The organism is Enterovibrio sp. FF113 (assembly GCF_041439165.1).
In the GTDB taxonomy this organism is placed as follows: domain Bacteria; phylum Pseudomonadota; class Gammaproteobacteria; order Enterobacterales; family Vibrionaceae; genus Enterovibrio; species Enterovibrio norvegicus_A.
Window position 1 is genome coordinate 105,861 of record NZ_JBGONO010000005.1, and the last position, 19,513, is coordinate 125,373.

A 19,513-nucleotide genomic window follows, 5' to 3' on the forward strand; every position below is an offset into this window, starting at 1 on the left:
CTATTTAATACTGAATTGGTATAGCAAATCCACCGCGTTATCAGCACCGGATACCGCTTCAACATACAAATCTGACAGCAGTCGATAGCGCACCGTAAACTCTGGCAGGCTGGTAAATATCCCCACACCGTATTTCACTTGAAGACCCGGAAGAATGTAGCCCGATACTTCGACTTTCTCGTCGTTACCACTGCCTGAAGTATCTAGACTGAGATCCTGCACACCAAACGCCTCACCTAGCTTCCCGACCAATTTTCCGCTTTGCGAAAGGCCTAGCCCAATCAGCATTGATGTCATGGCATTGCCATCCGATTCGGCGTCTAGATTCTGCCCTCTTGTGAGGTAAGAAAGCGCGTTAGCTTGTGGCATGGCAGGTACCGAGAACACACTCACCTCAGGAGCATCGGCAGGGCCAGTTACGCGAATACCCGCTTCGACATTATCATCAATCGCATCAGGGTTACGGATCGCCTCAACTTGAAGATACGGTTGCTCTGGCGGCCCATTAAACAGAATCTGACCTTTTTGGATCAGCAAGTCCTGACCAAACGATCGATATGTCCCATCCTCTAAATTGATTTCTCCACTCACGCTTGGGCCTTTCTTATTACTGCTGACATCGAGTTTCCCAACCAAGTTTGTGACTAAACCAAAAGCCTCAAGTCGCACATCGTCACCGATATTCACACCGATTTTTGCATTGATTGATATTGGGGAGGATTCGTTCTCGCTAATAGGTTTAAGATCATCATTCAAAATGACCACATCACTGGATACCTGCACCGCAGAGGCGGGCAAGGATTCAACAACAATACGCCCCCAAGGCACGGAAACATTGCCGGTTACGTCTATTTGTTTAGGTGTTGCTTTCAAGGTCATGTCAGGGCTGACTTCAAGTGCCACAATCGGGGGAACAACCACTTTCAAACGCTGACCTTTGACGTTGAGAGTCGCCAGCCAAGCATTGAGATCACGCCAGTCCGCACTACCGGATAACACAAGATCGCCATCCGGCGTTTTGATGTCACCATTAATGTTGCCTTGGCGACCTGTCAGTGCAATTGTCACGTTACCCTGTCGCACTTCCACGGGTGCAGAAAGGCTTTGTAGCTTCAACCCTGCCAGCTTGATGCTGCCGTTCGCCGTTGGTGCATTGATATCGCCATTCATCACGACGTTGCCATTGAGCATGCCATCAAATTGCGTGTCTTCGCCAAACAACGGCGCGAGCAGATCAAGATTGATGGCGTTAATGTCGAAGGTGCTCTGCAATGTGCGCTTCTTATCAGATAAGTGGGTCATTAAGGCATTAAGCGAAATTGATCCGTTGTTGGCCACATCAATCAAGATATCGGCATTGAGCTTGTCATCTTTCAGCGTCGCGTTCACTGAACTCTTATTCCAACCCAAGGTAAATGGCTGATCGAGTTGCTCGACCAGCTGCCCTCTACCTAAAGTGACCGAGGCCTTCACTGTCGGCAGTGCGTCCGGTTTCCACGCCACATCGGCGTTGGCGTTAAGCGCCCCCGATAAGGTCGTCGTGACGGGCAAGAACGATTGAATAATATCAAGATTAAAGTCGACGATAGATACCTGCGCAGCGCCACTGTCAGAGACCGAAATTGGTTTATCCAAACAGATCCGACTTTGACTTTGCGTCCAACAAAATGCGCCAACATCGACCTTGCCTGTTTTAAGTTCAAAGCCTAACGGCACCTCATTCGCGAGTTTCCATGGCCCTACTGGCGTAGTGAGCTTGGATTCATATAAGGTACCTTTCCAGCCTTTTTCGCGATCCAAACTGCCACGTAGTGCCAGATCAGCACCCACTGGCTTGCCCTTCACGGACACAGTCAGGGTTTGATCTTTTTCATCGCCCGAGGCACGTAGCGATAGTTGAGACACATCCACACCTTCGGCTTTCAACCCTGTGACATCAACAATCAAACCGCCGCCAATAATCGGGAGCGGTGTCACCGAGCCACGAACATTGACACTTTGCACAGTCACTAACTCTTCCCAGCGCAATGTCTTGGCATTTAGCGTCATCGTCGCCGTTGGCTTTTTCAACGTACCCGACAGAGCCACATCACCTTGAATACTGCCGCCAGCTTGTGGCAAAGACGCCGACAATTTGGGTAAGTTCAGCTTCAAATTTAAATCTAAGGTGTTGTCTACGCGTCCAGTGACAGCCACTTGGTTCGGCCCATGGCGCAGCGACAAACCTTGGGTTTCTACCTTAATATCGCCCTTGCCTTTCACATCAGAGGCATTCACCTGCCCCACGATGGTCAAGGCTTGATCGCGAACAACACCTTGAATATCCAGCTCGGGAACATTGACTTTCCAACCACCTTGAGAGGTCAGTTCACCGTCATTTTTAAATTGTCCAGAGAGCTTACCTTCCGCCTCTGGCCACTGGAGACCAGGTTGAATGTCATTAAAATCGAGCGCCGTTTTCCATTTCACCTTATCCGCCCAACCAACATTTGCCGTTCCTGCAATATCGCCGCCTAACGTCGCAAGCTTAAAATCACTTAAGGTGATTTCAGACAAATCGCCGCTCAGTTTGGTTGAAAGTGCCATATCAGGAATCACATCGCCTGAGGCGGATGTTTTCAATGTTGCGTTATAGCGCTTCAGGCTGCCACGGGCATTGAGTGCCGTTGAAGTCAGCCGATATTCTGCAGCCGTATCAATAGGCCATTGCAGATTCTTACTATTTAACAACAAATCAAACGGTATATTCGGCTCAAGTACGTTCACCTTTCCGGAAAGGTTCGCTCGCAAGGTGCCTGTTAAGCGCGCGCCTAACGCCAAATCGCTGAGATCGCCCTTCGCATCTAAGCTCAGCGAATGTCCAGCCAATGGCGCCATGCGAATATTGGCATCGGCTTCTACGGTCAGCGGGTAATTGCCTTTCAAGGCAATATCGCCGTTTAGAGAAACTTTGCCTTGTTCAGCGTCCAGCACCACTTGCGACAGCGTAATATCATTTCCAGCGGCTTTTCCGACCAATAAAAACTGATTGATCACCTGTTTTTCTGGCAACAATAAGGTGGCATCTTTTAGCTCGAAACGTTCGATGACTACATTCAGCGGAAGCGAAACCTCGGGCAGCACAATAGCCTCTGCGGAATTGTTTTTATCACTGCTTCCTACCTTGCTCTTAGCATCATCCGCACGATCACTTTTCGCCTCACTATCACTGGTCGTTGCGAGCGACACATTGATCCCTTGCCACGTAGTCGATTTTAACGTCAGCGTGTCACGTTGCATTTGCGCTGCAGCAGTGAAGCTGTCCCAATGCACTTTCGTACCGAGAATATCAAGGGATATGTCACTCAAAGACACGCCGCTTAAGAACACAGGAATAGGCGTCGAGATCCGAGATATGGGCGCGGAAGGCTCTTCTGGTGATGCTTCTGTTTCACCGACGGTAACCGTCAACCCGTCAGCCGTCAGCCTTTCAACACACAAAGCAGGCCCAGACAGGCATTTGCTTTCAATATCGAGCGACAGAGATTTCCCCGTCAACGAGAAGGCAGAGCTTTGGTAGGAAATACCACTTAGCGTAAAGCCGTTGAGCAGAGCGCCTTGGCTTTTCTCGATCGTCAGTTCAGGTACTGCTTCTTGAGCCCCCCACACTGCAATTCTTACCCCAGCAGGCGTCAGCAACAATGCCCCGACAACCAGCACAATGAGAACCAACAACAGAATGATGGCAATGACAAAACGTTTCAGCCAGCGCATTACAATTCCGGTCCTAAACTAAAGTGGATCATAAAATTATCATCGGTATTTTCAAACCCGTGTGCGACATCCAAACTGATGGGACCGACGGGAGACTCCCAGCGTACACCGACACCAACCGACGTATTCCATTCTGGGGTACCACTTGTCCATGCATCCCCTGCATCAGTAAACAACGCTGCCCACCAATTGCCTGTCACGCGATAATTGTATTCAAGCGATCCCGTCGCCAAATAGCTACCACCCTCGAGTTTCCCATCGGAATCTTTCGGTGAAATCGACTCATAACTGTAACCGCGAATGCTGTTATCACCCCCCGCGAAAAAGCGCAATGACGGCGGCACACGTTCGAATTCATCGGTAAACACGCCACCGCCGTTGGCGCGAAAAATGAATCGATTATTGTTGTTAAGGCTTCGAATCCAGGTTGTTTGTCCAATCACGCGATAAAGATTAATGTCAGATCCCCAGATGGGTTCAGCCATTTCAAATGTAATCGACTGCTTGTCCCCCCAATAGGGCATAGCCCCACCACGACTGCGGACACGTAAGAAGTTAATACCGGGCAGTATGAGATTGGAGATATCTGAAACGCTGGCCTGGGTATAATCAGAGTACAACCAACGCAAATACAATGAGCGCTGCCAGCCCGTGTCGTATTTCCAGTGACGAGAGACAGAAGACGTCAATTCCAAACTTTTTGTGTCGTTGTTATCGATATTTTCGACACCAACCTGAACCTGATAATACTCGCGCTGCACATCTTCAAGGGGGATTTTGTAGGTCGACTCAAGGGTTTGCTTGGGTTTTGACACATAGAGATCGGTGTTCAAGCTATGCCCACGGCTGTTAAACCACGGCTTTTTCCAACCGATTTTCACGCGAGGCCCGACATCCGTCGAATAGCCAATACCCGTCTCAAACTGGTTTCGCGGCGCAGGTTCGAGGCTCACCGAAATCGGTACTCTGTCTTGACGCAAATCGTCTAGGCCAGCCTCGACCAATACAGACGAAAACCAACCTGTATTCGCCAACGCTTGATTAAAAGCACCGAGATCGCTAACGAGATAAGGCTGACCTTCTTTAAACGTCAGCATGCTACTTAAACGATCTTCATTAATTTGACTGTTGTGATAGTACACATTGCCGAAGTGGAAACGCATACCGCTGCTGAAATGAAGCCGTATAAATGCCTCATAAAGGCCTGGCGCCACTTCCAAGCGAGAAAGGGTATAATCTGCATCGAAGTAGCCGCGACGAATAGCGAGGCTTTGAATGGCCGATTTAAGCGAATCATATTTTCCCTGATCCAGGATGTCGCCTTTTTTCGGTGCCGTTTCCAATAGCTTAGTGAAAGCGTCATCTTTGGTGGCATCACCGTCGATCTGAATATCGACCTCTGAAATGAGGACCGGCTTACCCGGGTCTATGTTCAGTACGATCGTGGCATCCGTGTCTGACGTTTTGTCTTCAACCTTGAAACCAATGACTGGGTAGTAGTAACCCAATGCCTGAAGCGCCTTTTTGGTTTCATCTGCCACACGGGCTTGAAGGCGAAAATTCAGTCGTCGTTCACTTTCAGGGATGGCGTCAATGTAAATACTTACATTGTCCTTGAGCGCATCATCTAAACCTTTGATGTCGAAATCCACGCTGGCAATGGCCATTTCTGGCACCAACACGAATCCACTCAGTACCCAAGGTATTAATCGTTTTCTTATCATCAACCGTACGTCTTTCTCTCACCCTGAGAGCCAATTTGATTCTTACTGAACAGTATGACCCTCCATATGATCAGATGTCTTGTTGCAAAAGTGCACCAAACCACGATAAATATGGAATCATAAAAATACAGACGACAAGGAGTCGCGGCATGCTTAACAATAAACAAACCACGATCACGGCAGAACAAGCACTTCCTAACCGCTCCGCTGAAATTATTCCGGCTGACCCTCATGCCGTCAATGGCACGTCACTCAGCAAAAGCCCATCAGATGGTCATGCACAGATTTTACTGGCAATGGGCTGCTTCTGGGGCGCTGAACGCCTGTTTTGGAAGCTAGATGGCGTAATTTCAACGTCCGTTGGCTACAGCGGTGGCGTTACAGTCAACCCAACTTATCAGGACGTGTGTACTGCACAAACGGGGCATACCGAAATAGTACAAGTCGTGTATGACCCAGATAACATTTCTCTGGCGGCTATTTTGACACACTTTTGGCAAAGTCATGATCCCACTCAAGGGATGCGTCAAGGAAATGATGTTGGAACTCAATATCGTTCAGCTATCTATTATTTTGACGACGAACAAAAAGAGGCGGCACTCAGCAGCAAAGAGGCTTATCAACAAGCACTGACAAACGCAGGGAAATCATCTGATATCACGACAGAGATTGATGTTGCGGGGCCTTACTATTTCGCCGAAACATACCATCAGCAGTATCTGCATAAAAACCCGAATGGTTATTGCGGCATTGGTGGTACAGGCGTGTGCTTGCCCCCTTGGGAGCGATGAACGCGTTGATCTTTTTACGTTGCGAATAGGCTCAGATTCACCGCTAAAACGCAGAAACACAAACGCCCGTCATCGACGGGCGCTTTTCAATTTAGAGTAGCGAGAGAGCAGCGTGTTATGCAGCGGCAGCTGTCATTGCTCGGATCTCATTATTCACTTCAGTCATCACAGTCAGCGCGCGCTTATCTTTTTTCGTTGGGGGGAGCAATCTCCCGCCATCAAATTCAAATGCCCCAACGCCATCGATATAAAGCCTACCGCGAAAAAAACCCTTCACGTAGCGAGCAACCTGACGCGGACGGTACTGATTAAAAATACGAAACATTGATGAACTCCTTCCATGCCAATGTAAAAGACCTGTATCGCACACCATTAGTTTCACCAATGGCTGACATTTCTGCGATGCAATCTGAATGCCAAAAGTTCAGGGATTATCTCAATAACAACTTGGACATTAGATATGGGCGGGTTATCCCTATTTCCTGCCACACCGAGTAAGCGTAGCCAAAAATATCCAGATGGCAAAAATATGACACAATGATTCAAAAATGATTCAAATTAGTGCCAAGGATTTTTCTGATTTTGAGTGGTTGGATCTGTTATTGATACGGGCGGTTACCCTGTATCGGCTATAGTCAAATACCGAAACACCCTAAAGATGAAGGACTTCAGTGGTTGTTTCGTACTATCACACACTAATAAATGGGGACATCACCTCTATGCGTTGTATTAAAACACTAGCCTTAGCAACCGCTCTCATTTCAGGTTTCGCTTCGGCACACATCATTTCTAATGGCCAACCTGTACCCTCCGCCACTGTCGAAAAACATGGCGAACTCACGCTGAATGGCGACACGGTTGGTTATCAAACCTGGAACAGCACCGATCTCACTGGCAAGGTTCGCATTATTCAAGCTATCGCGGGACGCAGTAGCGCCAAAGAAATGAATGCACCTTTGGTAGAAGCGATCAAAGCGGCTGATTTTCCAAATGATCAATACCAAACCACCACCATTATCAATCAAGATGATGCTATTTGGGGCACGGGCGGTTTCGTTAAATCGTCCGCAGAAGACAGTAAGCAAGAGTTCAGTTGGTCATCCATTGTCTTGGACAAAAACGGCGCGGTCGCAAAGGCTTGGCACCTTAAAGATGAAAGCTCAGCCATCATGGTGATTGACCCACTAGGCGACGTTCGCTTTGTTAAAGAAGGCGCACTAAGTCACGCAGAAATCACGCAAGTCATTGATTTAGTCAATAAGCTAATGCAGTGATCTTGCTCACTGCTTGAACCAAAAAAACCCGCCAATGGCGGGTTTTTTTAATGTTTTCGATCAATTAGCCGATAAACTGAGACAGATATAGCAAGGTAGCAATGTAAAAAACGACAAGCAGGATATTCACAGAATTCACTTTGAACTTTTTCACTGCGATGACTCCTCCTTGTTTGTTCGGCATTTGATTAAATGTTAACAAATTTAATTTAATTTTAACATAGTTGATTAATTGCCGGTCTTGCTAAACCATTGCTAAAACATTCATTTATCGCATGCAGGCGGATGAAAATATGGCTGAACCAAAGAAAACAGTGGTGATTGAAGCCGTCATCGTCGATGACAGCAACAAAAAACACGCAGGCAGCACCCAGAGCGGCCAAGAGAATCACGTTAAGTCTAGTCAACAAAAGTTGTCTGCCATTGCAACGGCTCACCATATTGATGCAAAGCTGCACGACATTGAGCACGACAGCCTGACCACTCGCGCTGGATATCGACAATTACAAATAAAACAGCAGCAGCAAGCCAACCTTGAGCAGATCATTAAGATCACGCACGATCTGTGCCGAGATGAAACCTCTCGCTCTCCAGACCCCGATTGGCTGTATCGCTTTTTCGAAATGGCGAAAACCATTTACGGCGAAAGCATGCAGAATCTATGGGCACGAATTCTAAAACAAGAGATCCTCAAACCCGGCAGTACCTCTCTGAAAGCGCTGGCGTTATTAGAAACCATCACGCAGCGAGAGGCACAAGCATTGCAGCGAGCATGTTCCCTCGCCTGCACCTTTGGAAGCGACGGTTCAAACAAGCTGATCACGGGGTTTCGCCAACCAGAAAATGGTATGCGTCGGTATTTTAAACCGGACCTTGCGGAGAGATTGGCACTGGGAAGCTTCAAACTGCCCTTTACCGATTTGATGCTTTTGATGGATCTGGGACTCATTTTGAGAACCGAATTGGAATCAGGCCTGCTCGATCCCGCCTCTTCCCTTCCTCTGAGCGGACAAGGACAAACGTTTATGCTGACGCCACTTCGCAAAGGCGCGCGCATTTACTATTATCGTTTCAGCCCAACGGGCAATGAATTGGCAAAACTGGTAGGGCAAAAGTCGCACCCAGAGTATTTGGATGCGTTAATTGCACTTCTGTCGCGCGCGTTTTCTATCAACAGTGACGTGGGATCAACGGTCAACGAAAAAGCGTAACTGCGCGACAAAAGCACTGAGCAAGTGTGATCAGGCGATCACACCTTGCTCTCGCAATACACTCAGGCACTGCGCAACAATCGCATCGATCGTGTGTTGATCGGTATGCAAATGAATTTCTGGCTGCTCTGGCGCTTCATAGGCTGAGCTAATACCGGTGAATGCTTTAATTTCCCCCGCTCGTGCTTTCTTATAAAGCCCTTTCGGATCGCGTGATTCACATACGTCGAGCGGCGTATCAACAAACACTTCTAAAAAATCGCCTTTTGGCAGCAGTTCTCGAACCAGATCGCGCTCTTCACGAAACGGCGAAATAAACGCTGACAAAACGATAAGGCCTGCATCGGTCATCAGCTTTGCTACTTCACCGACACGGCGAATGTTTTCGCGACGATCATGATCCGAAAAGCCCAAATCACGGCAAAGCCCATGGCGCACGTTATCGCCATCAAGCAAATAGGTGTGATACCCCAATTGAGCAAGCTTGTTTTCCAGCGCACCTGCCACTGTTGATTTACCCGAACCTGACAGGCCAGTAAACCAAAGCAATGCCGGACGTTGCTTTTTCTGCTCGGCACGGAAATTCTTATCTATAGCATGGCTATGCCACACGACGTTTTCATCCGTATGCTTCGAGTCCAAAGCACTCATAACTCTATCCTTGTTAATTAAAATGGAAAAAACACCGGTATCAGTCCCAGCACCAATGCCGAGTACACCAGCGACAACGGTAATCCGATGCGCAAGTAATCCGTCAACTGGTAGTTACCCACACTGTAGACCAGTAAATTGGTTTGGTAACCATAGGGCGAGATGAAGCTCGCACTCGCGCCGAACAAGACTGCCATAATAAATGGCATCGGATCTACTCCATATCCGAGAGCGAGGCTATATCCAATCGGAAATGCCAGTGCTGCGGCGGCATTGTTGGTCACTAATTCGGTCAATACCAAGGTAAGTAGGTAGGTTGCAATCAATGCCCCATACACCCCCCAGCCATTAAACCAAAAGATAAAAAGCTCACCCATTTGCGCGGAGAGTCCTGAAGTGATCATCAATTGCGCCAAACTCAACGCACTGCCGACAATCACAACAATTTCGGCGGGGAAGCGGCGCTTCAATTCCACCAAATTAACCACTCCCGTCAGCAACAGAACGGTCAGGTACGCTGCCAATCCGTTAAGCAGCGGAATCCAATCCATCAATGCCGCGCCAATCACAGAGGCAAAACCAGCGAGTACCCACGCACTCATGGCCGAATCCAAACGTGCGCTTGAATCTAGCCCATTGACCAGCACAAACTCACGTTGCATTCGCTGCTGTGCCTTAGCAAAACCTTTGCCTGGCACAATGACCAAGGTGTCACCGGCCTGCAAAGCGATGTTACCTAAGCCACCTTCAAGCTTTTCATGTCCACGACGAATAGCGACCACTACCGCATCAAAATTTTCACGAAATTTAGCTTCTTTGAGTGATTTACCCAGAATTGACGCGCTATGGCTCACCACCAGTTCAAGTAAGTTCTGACCGTTAATATGATGCTGACCAAACAGCGCCAGACCTTCAATTTCTTGTAAGGTTGCTACGCTTTCCACATCCCCACAAAATTGTAATTTGTCACCTTCACGTAATTTAGTATCCGGGCAAACAGGTGCAATCAATTCACCATCCCGCACGATTTCTGCCAGAAACAATCGGCGTAATGCGCGTAAATCGTTTTCGACCACGGTTTTGCCAACAAGTGGTGAGCCTTTGGTGACAACGGCTTCTAATACATAAGGCAGATCATCGTCACTTTGATCGTCGTGATTTGGCAGCAGATAACAGAAAGGGATCAACACCAACAAGCCGCCAGCCAATACGGCTAGGCCTATCATTGATGGCGCGAAGAAACTCAGTGAAGGCAAGCCCGCGTTTTCGACGAAGCTGTTAATGATGAGGTTAGTCGAGGTGCCGATCAGCGTCAGCGTTCCCCCCAAGATCGCCGCATAAGAAAGCGGGATCAACAAACGCGATGGGGCATGACGACGGTTGCGTTTTACCGCACCAATCAAAGAAACCACCACCGCAGTATTGTTAGTAAAGGAGCTAAGAATCGCGGTGGATAGTCCGAGCTTGGCCACCACGGTACCTAAACGACCCGTTGATAACTGACCACTGACCCAGCTCACCAATCGGGTTTTTTCTAACGCTGCAGACGCCAGAATCAACATCACAAGGGTTAGCAAGGAACTGTTGGTGAAGTTCCCTGCCAGTGCCTCGACAGAAATCAGTCCAGATTGAAACGCGATGAATGCCACAGCTGCAAACAAAATGGCCGGCTTGATCTTGGACAGTACCAAGCCTGCAACCACTGCCAGCAGCAGACCCATCACCAGAGACTGATCCCAGTTCATAATGGATTACCCAAGTAACTTACTGATGTCACGTGCATTCCAATGTGGGAAGTGCTTGCGAACCAGTGCGTTGAGTTCCACTTCAAACGCAGAAATATCTGTCGCTTGGGTTTGTGTTGCGGTGTCTTCCAGAAGCTCGCTGATCATCCCTGCACCAACCGTCACATTAGTCAGGCGGTCAATCACGATGAAGCCACCGGTATCAGCGCAGTCTTGATAAAGATCCAATGACACAGACTCGGTTAATTCCACTTCACACTCCGCAATGCCGTTCAATGGCAGGCTGTCTGCATCAAATGTATCGAGCGAGTTAATGTCAACTTGATGGCGAATTTTGCTCACAGCGCCAACCGTTTTTTTGCCAGCGACTTTGATATCGTATTGACGACCAATCTCTAGTGGAGATTCATCCATCCACACAATGCTTGCTGCCAGTTTGCTGGTCGCTTTGTGCTGCTCCGCGACAGGGACAATCAAATCACCGCGACTGCAATCAATCTCATCGGTCAGTGTTAACGTCACCGCTTGCCCAGCATGTGCAAACTCGAGATCACCATCAAAGGTGACGATACGTTCAACCGTTGACGTTTTGCCTGATGGCAACACTTTCACTTCATCGCCCGGACGTACAACACCGCTTGAAATGGTGCCAGAGAAACCACGGAAGTCGAGATTCGGACGGTTCACGTACTGAACAGGGAAGCGAAATGCACCCTTGTCTTTATCGCTGTTTACATCAACGGTTTCTAGCATCGTCAGCAGCGTTTCACCTTGATACCAAGGTGTATGCACACTGCGTTCAACCACGTTGTCGCCTTCCAGTGCCGATAGTGGTACCAGTTGGATATCAATCTGACGGTTCAACTTCTTGGCAAAATCCAGATACTGCGCTTTGATTTCTTCATAACGAGATTCTTCAAAGCCAACCAAGTCCATCTTGTTCACCGCAACCACAAAGTGGCGAATACCAAGCTGGCTTGCAATGAATGAATGACGACGCGTCTGATCCAATACGCCTTTACGCGCATCAATCAAGATCACGGCCACATCACACGTCGACGCGCCTGTCGCCATATTGCGGGTGTACTGCTCATGTCCTGGAGTATCAGCAATAATGAATTTACGTGGGCGCGTCGAAAAGTAACGATACGCAACGTCGATCGTGATCCCTTGCTCGCGCTCGGCTTGCAAACCATCAACCAATAGTGCCAAATCCGGCTTTTCACCCGTTGTACCGACCTTTTGGCTATCGGTGTGAATCGCGGCTAGCTGATCTTCATAAATCTGATGAGAGTCATGCAGTAAGCGACCGATGAGGGTGCTTTTACCATCATCCACAGAACCACAGGTCAGAAAACGCAGCATCGATTTATTCTGGTGCTGATCCAGATAGGCCTCGATACCTAACTCGGCCACTTGTTGTTCAATTAAGCTGTTCATGCTAAATCCCTTAGAAATATCCCTGACGTTTCTTCATTTCCATTGAACCAGATTGGTCATGGTCAATGGCGCGTCCTTGACGCTCACTCGATGTCGCCACCAGCATTTCTTCAATGATGCCTGTCAAGGTGTCTGCCGTTGATTCAACCGCACCCGTCAGTGGGTAACAACCGAGTGTTCTAAAACGTACACTCTTGTATTCCACTTTCTCGCCTTCACGCAATTCCATGCGATCGTCGTCAACCATGATCAGCATGCCGTCGCGGTCAACCACAGGGCGAATTTCTGACAGGTACAACGGCACAATATCGATGCCTTCGAGGTAGATGTATTGCCAGATATCCAGCTCAGTCCAGTTCGACAGCGGGAAAACACGGATGCTTTCGCCTTTGTTAACCTGACCGTTATAAGTGTGCCAAAGCTCAGGACGCTGATTTTTTGGATCCCAGCGGTGGTGTTTATCACGGAAGCTATAAACACGTTCCTTAGCGCGGCTTTTCTCTTCATCACGACGTGCGCCGCCAAATGCCGCATCAAAGCCATATTTGTCCAGCGCTTGCTTCAAGCCTTGCGTTTTCATGATGTCAGTGTGCTTAGAAGAGCCATGAACGAATGGGCTACAGCCCATTGCAATACCTTCTGGATTCTTGTGCACCAGCAGCTCAAAGCCATACTTTTCCGCCGCACTGTCACGAAATTCAATCATTTCTCTGAATTTCCAATCCGTGTCGACGTGAAGCAGTGGAAACGGGATCTTGCCCGGATAAAAAGCTTTACGTGCGAGGTGGAGCATGACGGAACTGTCTTTCCCGATGGAATACATCATCACGGGATTGTCGAATTCTGCCGCCACTTCACGAATGATATGGATACTTTCTGCCTCAAGTTGCTTGAGGTGGGTAAGGGTCTTGGCTTCCATTCTTTGATATTTCCTTAGCCTAAATTAACCACGGAAGGTGCGTGAATATCACCCTCTGTATTGAAGGATTGCTTTCCAAACCAGCTCAATTGATCGGCGAGTTGAACCACTTCACCGACCACGATAAGTGCAGGCGAGCCCACACCTTCAGCCAGTGACTCCAATTCGCTCAATGTGCCTTTGTAAATTTTCTGATTGATGCGGGTGCCATTTTCTATGATGGCTACCGGCGTTTGCGGGTCACGCCCATGTTGAATTAGCTGCTCTTGAATATGCGCGCTTTTCATCAGGCCCATATAAATGACCAAGGTTTGGCGACCACGAGCAAGCGTTGCCCAGCGGAAACTGTCATCTTCTTTTTTCAGATGACCCGTCACAAACATCGCGGTTTGCGCATGATCGCGATGCGTCAGCGGAATGCCGGCATACGCCGTTGCGCCTGCGGCAGCGGTAATTCCTGGCACGACCTGAAACGGCACGCCAGATTCTTGCAGTACTTGCAGCTCTTCACCGCCACGACCAAACATAAACGGGTCACCGCCTTTCAAACGCACCACACGTCGACCTTCTTGCGCATGCTTGACCAGCAAGGCATTGGTCTCTTCTTGTGACACGCTGTGATAAGAGGCGCGCTTGCCCACACAAATCAGCTCTGCATCGCGTCGGCACAGCTCCATGATTTCATCCGACACCAAGTAGTCATACAAAACCACATCCGCTTGCTGCATCAATTGCAGCGCGCGCAGGGTCAGCAAGCCTGGGTCGCCTGGGCCAGCACCAATCAATGACACTTCACCTTGCAGTGACACGCCCGTGGTGAGCTTTTCAAGTTCAGCTTTTGCGCCCTCTTCATCGCCCGCTGCAACCAGTGAACTAAAACGACCATCAAACGCCGTCTCCCAGAACTTTCTTCGTCCGTTCAGCGTGGTCACTTTTTTCTTCAAGGTGTCACGAAATTCGCCAGCCAGTTTAGCCATGCGACCAATGTGAGAAGGAATAAGGGTTTCGAGTTTCTCGCGCAGTAAACGCGCCAGCACAGGGGATTTACCGCCAGAGGAAATCGCAATCACAATCGGGCTGCGATCAACAATAGAGGGAACGATAAAGCTGCATTTTGGGGTGTCATCCACCACGTTTGCCAAAATATGGCGCGCATTGGCGGCTTGTGAAACCAGCTCATTCACGAGTGGGTTATCTGTCGCCGCGATAACCAGAACAACGGCCTTGAGATGCTGAGGTGTAAACGCTTCTTTGACCCACACCAATTCGCCACGCTCAGCCGCTTCAACAATCTCTGCGTCAGCATGTGGCGCAACAACAGTCACCGCAGCGCCTGCTTTCATCAGCATACGTGTTTTGCGCCAAGCCACTTCACCACCACCCACGACTAAACAAGGGCGGTTTTCAAGCTTCGCAAAAATCGGCAAATAATCCATAGTGTGAGTCCTTTCTATCTAATGACTGCCACTATAGAGAGTTGCTGATATTACTTGAAATTCTAAAATTTCATCTTTTATAACTTTTTGGTTATTTCATTTTTACATACATAGCCAAAACGTCATATCGAACCGCTCTCTCATCGCAGCACGACATCAGACTCCGCTTGCTATGCATCCCGTCACATTTATCGCGCTAAAGATCACACTACACAATGAAATGTAACCTTTTCATGACGCTAGTATGCAAAATACATCCACTTTTAGTCCTGACGTTTCGGAGACATTTATGACACTCACAGCCCGACCTCTGTCCATCGCCGTCCTTACTGGCATGCTCGCCATGGCAAGCCCAGCAATGGCAGAAACCATCAAACTGCGCATCATAGAAACCACCGACATCCATAACAATGTGATGGATTACGATTATTACAAAGACAAACCCAGCGAAAAAATTGGCTTAGTACGCACCGCAACCTTAGTTAAAGCAGCGCAAGGTGAAGCGACCAACAGCGTGCTGGTTGATAACGGAGACCTTATTCAAGGCAGCCCAATGGGCGATTACATGGCGGCGAAAGGCCTGAAAGACGGCGATGTTCATCCTGTTTACAAAGCCATGAACCTGTTGGATTACGACGCAGGTAACTTAGGTAATCACGAATTTAACTATGGCCTCGATTTTCTTGCACGCAGCTTAGATGGCGCTGCGTTCCCTTATGTATCGGCGAATGTGTTTGATGCAAACACCGGCGAACCACTCATCGCACCTTACATCATTAAAGAACACACCATGACTGACACCGATGGAAAAACCCATCTGGTGAAGGTGGGTTATATCGGTTTTGTGCCGCCGCAAATCTTGGTGTGGGATAAGAAAAATCTCGAAGGCAAAGTGATTGCCAAAGACATCAAAGCCACCGCAGAAAAACTCGTACCTGAGATGAAAGCCAAAGGCGCAGACGTGATTGTCGCTATTCCGCACTCCGGCTTGTCGCAAGACGAATATAAAGCCATGGCGGAAAACTCGGTCTACTACCTCGCCGATGTTGAAGGTATCGATGCCATTGCCTTTGGTCACTCTCACGCCGTGTTCCCAGGCAAAGGCTTTGATAATATTCAAGGCGTCGATAACGAAAAAGGCACCATTAAAGGCGTTGCGGCAGTCATGCCCGGCCGCTGGGGTAGCCATGTCGGCATCATGGATCTGCAGCTCGACAAGCAAGGTGATGATTGGGTCGTAACGCCTATTCAGAGCGAATCACGCCCGATCTTTGATGGTGAGTCTCTTGCCGATGCCGATCCTGCAATGCTTAAAGCGCTTGAGCATGATCATCATGCTACCCGTGAGTTTGTTAATCAGCCTATCGGTAAAGCCAATGACGTGATGTACAGCTTCCTGTCGCTGGTGCAAGACGACCCGACCGTGCAGATCGTTAATCTGGCGCAGAAAGATTACGTCGAGCGCTTCATTCAAGGGGATCCGGATCTGGATGGCATTCCCGTTTTGTCTGCCGCCGCACCATTTAAAGCAGGTGGTCGTAAAAACGATCCGTCTAACTTCACCGAAGTGGAATCTGGCGAACTGACTTTCCGTAATGCTGCAGACCTTTACTTGTATCCAAACACCCTCGTCACCCTCAAGGTGACGGGCAATGAAGTGAAAGAATGGCTGGAATGCAGCGCGGGTCAATTCAAGCACATCGACCCGGCTTCAAGCGCACAGCAATCACTGATTGATTGGGACGGCTTCCGCACCTACAACTTTGATGTCATCGACGGCGTAAATTACCAAATTGACGTGACTCAAGCGGCGCGGTATGACGGTGATTGCAACTTGATCAACCCAGGCTCACAGCGCATTCAGAGCCTGACCTTTAACGGTAAACCGGTTGATATGGCGCAGCCATTTTTGATTGCGACCAACAACTACCGCGCGTACTTGGGCAAGTTCCCAGGCACAGGTAATGATTTCATTGCGTTTGCATCGCCCGATGAAAACCGCACCGTCGTTGCAAATTACATCAGCAGCGTCACCAAAGAGAAAGGCGAGGTGACACCAACGGCGGATAACAACTGGTCATTTTCCCCAATTGCCACCGACATCGATCTCAATGTGGTGTTTGAAACGTCACCCAGTGACAAAGCCGCTGAGTTCATTGGCGCGAAAGGCCAATATCCTATGGAAAAGATTGGCACTGATGATGTGGGCTTCGCGCAGTACCGTATTGATTTAAAGAAATAATTAACAGCCTGTTAACGGCATGTTTAATTATTGAAAAAGACCATCTTTGATACAAAAAAACCGCGGCCTTGGTCGCGGTTTTTTATTATCTTGGCGAGTAGAAATACGTTATCTGAACTACAAACAAATATATGCTCGAGAAAAACCAAGAATTTTATAACTATTAGGAACAACCCATGCAATGGATAACCTTGACCTTTGGTCAGTTGTCTACAAGGCAACTTTATGACCTGCTCCGCCTGCGCACCGACGTGTTCGTGGTTGAGCAAAACTGCCCTTACCCTGAACTGGATGGGCACGACCTTCATCCCGACACACGCCACGTGTTGGGCTATCGCGATGACAAGATGACGGCATACGCCCGTATTCTACCCGCTGGCCTCACTTACCCGGAGATCAGCATTGGTCGCGTGGTCACCGCCAATACGGAGCGCGGCAATGGCTGCGGCAATGCGTTAGTGCACTACGCGATTCTAGAAGCGCACAACACATGGCCTCAAGCACCGATCACCATCGGCGCGCAGTATCATCTGCGTGAGTTTTACCGTCGACATGGCTTTAAAGAGATCTCAGAGCAATACCTAGAAGATGGTATTCCACACATTGATATGCGAAAAACAGACGCAAAAACGGCTGCATGATTCATGCAGCCGTCGCTAGGTTAGGTAATGTCGAGTCAATCTTTGCTATTGGCGATGTTGTTCTAGCTTCTCGCTATTTGCGTCGCGCAAAGCTGCCATCTGACAACCTGAAAAAGATCACTGACTGATTACCAGCGCTCTCGATCTGGATAATATCCAGATCGCCCTGTGTATTGCGTTTAAAGCGCAATAGCTGACCTGGCTGAATGCGGCTTAGCGGTTTGTCCGCGCCTTCAATAGCCGAGATCGCATACAAATCTTTTAGCGGCACATTTTGCGTACGGAAGATATTCGACAGCGTATCACCACGGGCCACTTCATAGTTCACCCAATCCGTGTCGATGGTTTGCGGCGCGACCAGGGGGGCAGACGTGCGATCAAAACCCGTATCTTCTGATGCTGAATCATTGGCAGATGCAGGATTGCTTTCTGATGCTTGGTTGGCATCAATGTTCAATGGCACAGCCACCCTTTGACCCTCTGTGGGCTCAATTAAAGGTGTCGGTTCACTCGATGGCCACAACAGCAGTAACACCAAAAGCACCGCAAGCGCTGACACGCCGATACGATGTGGCTTTGGTAATGCTTGCCAATAAGGCGTCACTCGGGCAATGGCGGGGGCCAGTAACCCTTTTAGTTTCTCTTGCGCTTGTTTCAACACCTCGCCCAGAGGCGGCGTGGCAGAAGCTTTTCCCTTCTCGCGCTTTCCTTTCAAGGTCATCACCTCTCCCAATTTCTTCATCGGGTCTCATCAAGTATGCAAAGAATACGGTAACGCATAGTAGACGCGTAATATCAGAAAAATGTCAGCGTCACCGCGTTGAATTCGCAGAATAAAGCTGAATTGACACAAACTCTTATGTTTGAACAAACACATCAGTTTGGCTGACAATCGTACTGTCCGGCATTTTTCGTCCAGATTCAAGTAACACGATTTGTCCCGAGCTACCTGCACCTGTTATCCTTTCCCACTTTAAACCTAAACGCGGTGAGGATGTAACATTTCGCCCGTGGTTTGGGTGTAAACCCACAAACAAAGAGAGACGACATGTCTGAAGTAAAACTAGAGACCGTAGAACAAAAAGCAAGCTATGGCATTGGCCTTCAAATGGGTCAGCAACTGGCTGGTAGCGGTCTAGAAGGTCTGAACGTTGACGCAATCGCAAAAGGTATCGCAACGGCACTAGCAGGCGACATGCCAGCAATCGAAGTTGACGAAATCAACAACGCACTGCGTGAACTGCACACGAAAGCAGACGCAATCCGTCAAGAAGCAGCAAAAGCAGCAGCCGCTGACGGCGAAGCATTCCTTGCTGAAAATGCAAAGCGTGACGAAGTGACTGTGACTGATTCAGGTCTTCAGTTTGAAGTTCTGGTTGAAGGTAACGGCGACATCCCTACCAGCGACAAGCAAGTACGTGTTCACTACCACGGTATGCTGACTGACGGCACTGTGTTTGACAGCTCTGTAGAGCGCGGTCAACCTGCTGAGTTCCCAGTCACTGGCGTAATCCAAGGTTGGGTTGAAGCACTGCAAATGATGCCTGTTGGCTCTAAGTGGAAACTGTCTATCCCACAAGATCTTGCTTACGGTGAGCGCGGCGCTGGCGCTGCTATCCCACCATTCGCAGCACTAGTATTCGAAGTAGAGCTGCTGGACATCCTGTAATTTCAGGGCGCCAGTCA

The 19,513-nt window shown here is 48.8% G+C and carries 15 protein-coding genes; 6 read left to right on the plus strand and 9 right to left on the minus strand.

Going from position 1 to position 19,513, the window contains the following annotated elements; translation table 11 throughout:
- Complete coding sequence (locus ACED36_RS05460; protein WP_371732896.1) at positions 1-3,753, minus strand: translocation/assembly module TamB domain-containing protein; 3,753 nt, start codon at positions 3,751-3,753, stop codon at positions 1-3.
- Positions 3,753-5,477: an autotransporter assembly complex family protein gene (locus tag ACED36_RS05465; RefSeq protein WP_371732897.1), complete on the minus strand. Its 1,725-nt coding sequence runs from the start codon at positions 5,475-5,477 to the stop codon at positions 3,753-3,755. The genes ACED36_RS05460 and ACED36_RS05465 overlap by 1 nt, the downstream gene beginning before the upstream one ends.
- A gap of 149 nt (positions 5,478-5,626) precedes the next feature.
- Between ACED36_RS05465 and msrA the strand changes: the two genes are divergently transcribed.
- A complete protein-coding gene (gene msrA / locus ACED36_RS05470; RefSeq protein ID WP_371732898.1) occupies positions 5,627-6,268 on the plus strand; it encodes a peptide-methionine (S)-S-oxide reductase MsrA in 642 nt (213 codons plus the stop codon).
- 115 nt (positions 6,269-6,383) lie between these two features.
- Here msrA and ACED36_RS05475 read toward each other — a convergent pair whose 3' ends face one another.
- Positions 6,384-6,593, minus strand: a complete 210-nt coding sequence (locus tag ACED36_RS05475) for a DUF1107 domain-containing protein (RefSeq protein ID WP_016959041.1) — start codon at positions 6,591-6,593, stop codon at positions 6,384-6,386.
- A 394-nt stretch (positions 6,594-6,987) separates the two neighbouring features.
- Here ACED36_RS05475 and ACED36_RS05480 point away from each other — a divergent pair, with 394 nt between their 5' ends.
- The gene (locus ACED36_RS05480; RefSeq protein WP_016959042.1) at positions 6,988-7,542 is read left to right on the plus strand and encodes a YtfJ family protein; all 555 of its coding nucleotides are present in this window, start codon (positions 6,988-6,990) and stop codon (positions 7,540-7,542) included.
- A 293-nt stretch (positions 7,543-7,835) separates the two neighbouring features.
- Complete coding sequence (locus ACED36_RS05485; protein ID WP_017005230.1) at positions 7,836-8,753, plus strand: TIGR03899 family protein; 918 nt, start codon at positions 7,836-7,838, stop codon at positions 8,751-8,753.
- A 30-nt stretch (positions 8,754-8,783) separates the two neighbouring features.
- Here ACED36_RS05485 and cysC read toward each other — a convergent pair whose 3' ends face one another.
- From cysC to cysG, 5 genes are read right to left on the minus strand one after another with little or no spacing between them, the layout of a single operon-like run.
- Positions 8,784-9,404 (minus strand): adenylyl-sulfate kinase, encoded by a 621-nt coding sequence (cysC, locus tag ACED36_RS05490; RefSeq protein ID WP_371732899.1) that lies wholly within the window; start codon positions 9,402-9,404, stop codon positions 8,784-8,786.
- Between the two features lie 17 nt (positions 9,405-9,421).
- Positions 9,422-11,149, minus strand: a complete 1,728-nt coding sequence (locus tag ACED36_RS05495; protein ID WP_017005234.1) for an SLC13 family permease — start codon at positions 11,147-11,149, stop codon at positions 9,422-9,424.
- 6 nt (positions 11,150-11,155) lie between these two features.
- Entirely contained in the window at positions 11,156-12,589 is a 1,434-nt protein-coding gene (gene cysN, locus ACED36_RS05500; protein WP_017006125.1) for a sulfate adenylyltransferase subunit CysN, read from the minus strand.
- 10 nt (positions 12,590-12,599) lie between these two features.
- A complete protein-coding gene (cysD, locus tag ACED36_RS05505) occupies positions 12,600-13,508 on the minus strand; it encodes a sulfate adenylyltransferase subunit CysD (RefSeq protein WP_016959047.1) in 909 nt (302 codons plus the stop codon).
- Positions 13,509-13,522: 14 nt separating this feature from the next.
- A complete protein-coding gene (cysG, locus tag ACED36_RS05510; protein WP_016959048.1) occupies positions 13,523-14,944 on the minus strand; it encodes a siroheme synthase CysG in 1,422 nt (473 codons plus the stop codon).
- Positions 14,945-15,233: 289 nt separating this feature from the next.
- Between cysG and cpdB the strand changes: the two genes are divergently transcribed.
- A complete protein-coding gene (gene cpdB / locus ACED36_RS05515; RefSeq protein ID WP_371732900.1) occupies positions 15,234-17,186 on the plus strand; it encodes a 2',3'-cyclic-nucleotide 2'-phosphodiesterase in 1,953 nt (650 codons plus the stop codon).
- A 176-nt stretch (positions 17,187-17,362) separates the two neighbouring features.
- Positions 17,363-17,827, plus strand: a complete 465-nt coding sequence (locus ACED36_RS05520; protein WP_371732901.1) for a GNAT family N-acetyltransferase — start codon at positions 17,363-17,365, stop codon at positions 17,825-17,827.
- A 73-nt stretch (positions 17,828-17,900) separates the two neighbouring features.
- On the opposite strand, the gene ACED36_RS05525 is transcribed toward ACED36_RS05520, so the two are convergent.
- Positions 17,901-18,548, minus strand: coding sequence for a LysM-like peptidoglycan-binding domain-containing protein (locus ACED36_RS05525; protein ID WP_016959051.1), 648 nt, complete (start codon positions 18,546-18,548; stop codon positions 17,901-17,903).
- A 327-nt stretch (positions 18,549-18,875) separates the two neighbouring features.
- On the opposite strand from ACED36_RS05525, the gene ACED36_RS05530 reads away from it, so the two are divergent.
- Positions 18,876-19,496, plus strand: a complete 621-nt coding sequence (locus ACED36_RS05530; protein ID WP_371732902.1) for an FKBP-type peptidyl-prolyl cis-trans isomerase — start codon at positions 18,876-18,878, stop codon at positions 19,494-19,496.
- The last annotated feature ends 17 nt before the right edge of the window (positions 19,497-19,513 follow it).